At 64.9% G+C, this 4,052-nt stretch carries 5 protein-coding genes and 1 pseudogene; all 6 read left to right on the top strand.

Annotated elements, in window-relative coordinates; translation table 11 throughout:
- Positions 1–264, top strand: a pseudogene (locus B1C78_RS16260) (IscS subfamily cysteine desulfurase); the annotation flags it as partial.
- Positions 265–361: 97 nt separating this feature from the next.
- A complete protein-coding gene (gene iscU / locus B1C78_RS16265; RefSeq protein WP_077280216.1) occupies positions 362–769 on the top strand; it encodes a Fe-S cluster assembly scaffold IscU in 408 nt (135 codons plus the stop codon).
- A 57-nt stretch (positions 770–826) separates the two neighbouring features.
- Entirely contained in the window at positions 827–1,150 is a 324-nt protein-coding gene (gene iscA, locus B1C78_RS16270; protein WP_077280217.1) for an iron-sulfur cluster assembly protein IscA, read from the top strand.
- 22 nt (positions 1,151–1,172) lie between these two features.
- Entirely contained in the window at positions 1,173–1,715 is a 543-nt protein-coding gene (hscB, locus tag B1C78_RS16275; RefSeq protein ID WP_245795472.1) for a Fe-S protein assembly co-chaperone HscB, read from the top strand.
- Between the two features lie 75 nt (positions 1,716–1,790).
- Complete coding sequence (gene hscA, locus B1C78_RS16280; RefSeq protein ID WP_077280218.1) at positions 1,791–3,662, top strand: Fe-S protein assembly chaperone HscA; 1,872 nt, start codon at positions 1,791–1,793, stop codon at positions 3,660–3,662.
- A 38-nt stretch (positions 3,663–3,700) separates the two neighbouring features.
- Positions 3,701–4,039 carry an ISC system 2Fe-2S type ferredoxin gene (gene fdx, locus B1C78_RS16285; protein WP_077280219.1) on the top strand — a complete coding sequence of 113 codons (339 nt, stop codon included), beginning with the start codon at positions 3,701–3,703 and terminating at the stop codon, positions 4,037–4,039.
- Positions 4,040–4,052 lie beyond the last annotated feature (13 nt).

The raw sequence follows: 4,052 nt of genomic DNA on the forward strand, positions 1-4,052 counted from the left end.
AAGGGCATTGCGGTGAGCTCGGGCTCGGCGTGCACCAGCGCAAGCCTTGAGCCGAGCTACGTCCTGCGGGCACTGGGCCGCGATGACGAATTGGCGCACAGCTCGATCCGCTTCACGCTGGGTCGCTACACCACGGTGGAGGAAGTGGACTACACGGTGGAACTGGTCAAGGGCGCGGTGGCCAAGCTTCGCGAGCTCTCGCCGCTGTGGGAGATGTACCAGGAAGGGGTGGATCTCAAGAGTGTGGAGTGGGTGGCGCATTGATACGGCAGATACAAGATACAAGGTACAAGGTACAAGGGGTTTAAACCCTTTTCCCTTTGCCCTTGTACCTTTTCCCTGAATTCAAGGAGGTAACGGTATGGCATACAGCGACAAGGTACTGGACCATTACGAGAACCCGCGCAATGTGGGTGCGCTGGACAAGGCGGACCCGAGTGTGGGCACGGGCATGGTGGGAGCGCCGGCCTGTGGAGACGTGATGAAGCTGCAGATCAAGGTCAATGAGCAGGGCGTGATCGAGGATGCCAAGTTCAAGACCTACGGGTGCGGCTCGGCGATTGCCAGTTCGAGCCTGCTCACGGAGTGGGTGAAGGGCAAGACGCTGGATGAGGCCTCGGAGATCAAGAACACGCAGATTGCCGAGGAGCTGGCGCTGCCGCCGGTGAAGATACACTGTTCGGTGCTTGCCGAGGACGCCATCAAGGCGGCCATCTCGGACTTCAGGAAGAAGTCGGGCGACGAGGCACCGGTCAAGAAGACCGCCTGACCCGGATCCTTCAGGCCAACTGAACAGACGTAAGTTGCATTGTTTTAAGGAGTTGCCATGTCCATCACACTGACCGACAACGCTGCTGACCGCGTCAAGTCCTTTCTTGCCAAGCGCGGCAAGGGTGTGGGCGTGCGGCTGGGCGTGCGCACCACGGGCTGTTCCGGCATGGCCTACGTCATCGAGTTCGCGGACGAACTGGAGGAAGGCGACACCGTCTTCGAGGACAAGGGCGTCAAGGTGATCGTCAATCCCAAGAGCCTGGTCTACCTGGACGGCACCGAGCTGGACTTCGCCCGCGAGGGCCTCAACGAGGGCTTCAGGTTCAACAATCCCAACGAGAAGGACCGTTGTGGTTGCGGCGAAAGCTTCAGCGTCTGACGTCGCGCCGGCGTCAACTCCCGTGGACCTGGATTTCAGTCGGAACCATTTCGAGTTGATGGGCCTGCCCGTGGCCTTCGACATCGATCGGGCCGCGCTGGACGAGGCATACCGACAGTTGCAGGGAAAGCTTCACCCTGACCGTTACGCGCAGGCCGGAGACCAGGAACGGCGCCTGGCCATGCAGGGATCCGCATGGGTGAACGAGGCCTACGCAACGCTCAAGGACGACACGCGCAGGGCACGCTATCTCCTGACCCTGCACGGGGTGGCGTTTGACGAGGAGCGTGACACGGCGGACGACCCGGCGTTTCTCATGGAGCAGATGGAGTTGCGCGAGGCCCTGGAGGAGGCGCCCGCAGAGGCCGATCCGCTGGGACGGCTGGACAGCCTGAGCGCGGACATCAATGCGCGCCGCCAGGGGCTCTCGGATCAGTTGTCCGAGTCCCTGGATGCCGGGCGCCTGGACGAGGCCAAGGCGCTGGTCCTGAAGATGCGTTTCTACGACAAACTCCGCGACGAGGCCCGGCGTACCGCCGAGCGCCTGGAAGACGAATTGCCCTGACACCCGTACTGGTGCGGCATCGGGGCACGATCGAGCGCGTGCCCCGCGAGACGCCGTAACCGAGATTTCAGACTCATGGCCCTTCTGCAGATATCCGAACCCGGCATGTCCACCGATCCGCACGAGCACCGGCTTGCGGCGGGGATAGATCTGGGCACGACCAATTCCCTCGTCGCCACGGTGCGCAGCGGCGTGGCCGAGACGCTGCCGGACGGTAAAGGGCGTCATATCCTGCCGTCGGTGGTGCATTACGGTCCCGACGGCGTACTGGTCGGGCACGACGCGAAGCGCAGGGCGGCGCTGGATCCGCTCAATACCATCGCCTCGGTCAAGCGGCTGATGGGTCGCGGCATTGACGATCTCAAGACGCTCGACGGACACGTGCCGTACGACTTCGTGCCCGGCGAAGGCGGCGTGCCCCGCATCCGCACCGCAAGGGGCGAGGTCACTCCGATGGAGGTTTCCGCCGAGATTCTGCGTGCCCTGCGTGCCCGCGCGGAAGAAAGTCTGGGGGGCGAATTGTCCGGTGCAGTGATCACCGTGCCGGCCTATTTCGATGATGCCCAGAGGCAGGCCACCAAGGACGCGGCGGCGCTGGCCGGGATCAACGTGTTCCGCCTCCTGAACGAGCCCACGGCAGCGGCCATCGCCTACGGGCTGGACAAGGGACAGGAGGGCGTGATCGCGGTGTACGATCTGGGCGGCGGCACGTTCGACATCTCCATCCTGCGCCTGTCCAAGGGCGTCTTTCAGGTGCTCGCCACCGGCGGCGACAGCGCCCTGGGCGGCGACGACTTCGACCGGGCCATCGCCGAATGGATCATGCAGGAAGCGGGGATCGCCGGCGACACGGATCACGGACGCATGCGCCAGTTGATGATGGACGCATGCGCCGCCAAGGAGGCGCTCACCGACAGCGACGAGACGGAACTGCGCATTCGCATGGCCGGCGACCAGGTCTGGAACGGCTGCATGACCTGCGAGCAGATGAACTGCCTGATCGATCCCCTGATCAACAAGACGCTGGCATCCTGCCGCCGCGCGCTGCGTGATGCCGGCGTCACTGCCGACGAGGTGCTGGAGGTGATCATGGTGGGCGGTTCCACCCGTGTGCCGCGCGTGCGCGAGCGGGTGGGGGCGTTCTTCGGTCGCGAGCCGCACGTGGATATCGATCCGGACCGGGTGGTCGCCATCGGCGCCGCGCTGCAGGCGGACGTGCTGGCCGGCAACAAGCCGGACGAGGAGATGCTGCTGCTGGACGTGATCCCGCTGTCGCTGGGCATCGAGACCATGGGCGGGCTGGTGGAGCACATCATCCCGCGCAACACGACCATCCCCGTATCCCGGGCGCAGGAGTTCACCACGTTCAAGGACGGCCAGACCGCCATGGCGTTGCACGTGGTACAGGGCGAGCGTGATCTGGTGGATCACAACCGTTCCCTGGCCCGCTTCACGCTGCGCGACATTCCGCCCATGGTGGCCGGTGCCGCGCGCATTCGTGTCACCTTCCAGGTCGACGCGGACGGCCTGCTCAACGTGACCGCGGTGGAACAGACCAGCGGCGCGCAGGCGGGTGTCGAGGTGAAGCCGTCCTACGGCCTGAGCGATTCCGAGATCGAGCACATGCTGCGCGACTCCATGAGCCATGCCCACGAGGACATGGAGGCCCGCCGCCTGCGCGAACAGCAGGTGGAGGCCGATCGGGTCATCGAGGCCCTGGACGCCGCGCTGGCCGCGGACGGCGATGCCCTGCTGGCGGCCGACGAGCGCGAGGCCATCGGGCGTGCGCGCGACGACCTGGTGGCAGTGCGCGGTGATCCTGATCCCGAGGCGATCAGAAAGGCCATCCGCGCAGTGGAAAAGGCCAGCGAGGGCTTCGTGGCGCGGCGCATGGATGCCAGCATCCGCAAGGCCATGGCGGGACACAAGGTCGAGGAATTCCAGTAAACCCGGTTCAACGCAAATTCTAAGGACATTACAACCCCATGCCCCGCATCATTTTTCTCCCCCACGCGGAAATCTGTCCCGAGGGGGCCGTCGTCGAGGCGGCCGCCGGTACCAGCATCTGCGATGCCGCCCTGGCCAACGGCATCGAGATCGAGCATGCCTGCGAGAAGGCCTGCGCCTGCACCACGTGCCACGTCTACGTGCGCGAAGGCGGTGAGAGCCTCGAGGAACCCACCGAGGACGAAGAGGACCTGCTGGACAAGGCCTGGGGCCTGGAGCCCGACTCGCGGCTGTCCTGTCAGGCGCGTGTCGGTGGCACCGACCTGGTGGTGGAGCTTCCCAAGTACACCATCAACCAGGTTTCCGAGAATCACTAGGAGCCTGTCGGAC

Origin of the sequence: Thioalkalivibrio denitrificans (assembly GCF_002000365.1) — a bacterium.
Taxonomy (GTDB): domain Bacteria; phylum Pseudomonadota; class Gammaproteobacteria; order Ectothiorhodospirales; family Ectothiorhodospiraceae; genus Thioalkalivibrio_A; species Thioalkalivibrio_A denitrificans.

What these genes read in the sequence shown, in the direction of transcription:
- iscU (WP_077280216.1), top strand. Translation starts at nt 362, where the DNA reads ATGGCATACAGCGACAAGGTACTGGACCATTACGAGAACCCGCGCAAT.
- iscA (WP_077280217.1), top strand. Translation starts at nt 827, where the DNA reads ATGTCCATCACACTGACCGACAACGCTGCTGACCGCGTCAAGTCCTTT.
- hscA (WP_077280218.1), top strand. Translation starts at nt 1,791, where the DNA reads ATGGCCCTTCTGCAGATATCCGAACCCGGCATGTCCACCGATCCGCAC.
- fdx (WP_077280219.1), top strand. Translation starts at nt 3,701, where the DNA reads ATGCCCCGCATCATTTTTCTCCCCCACGCGGAAATCTGTCCCGAGGGG.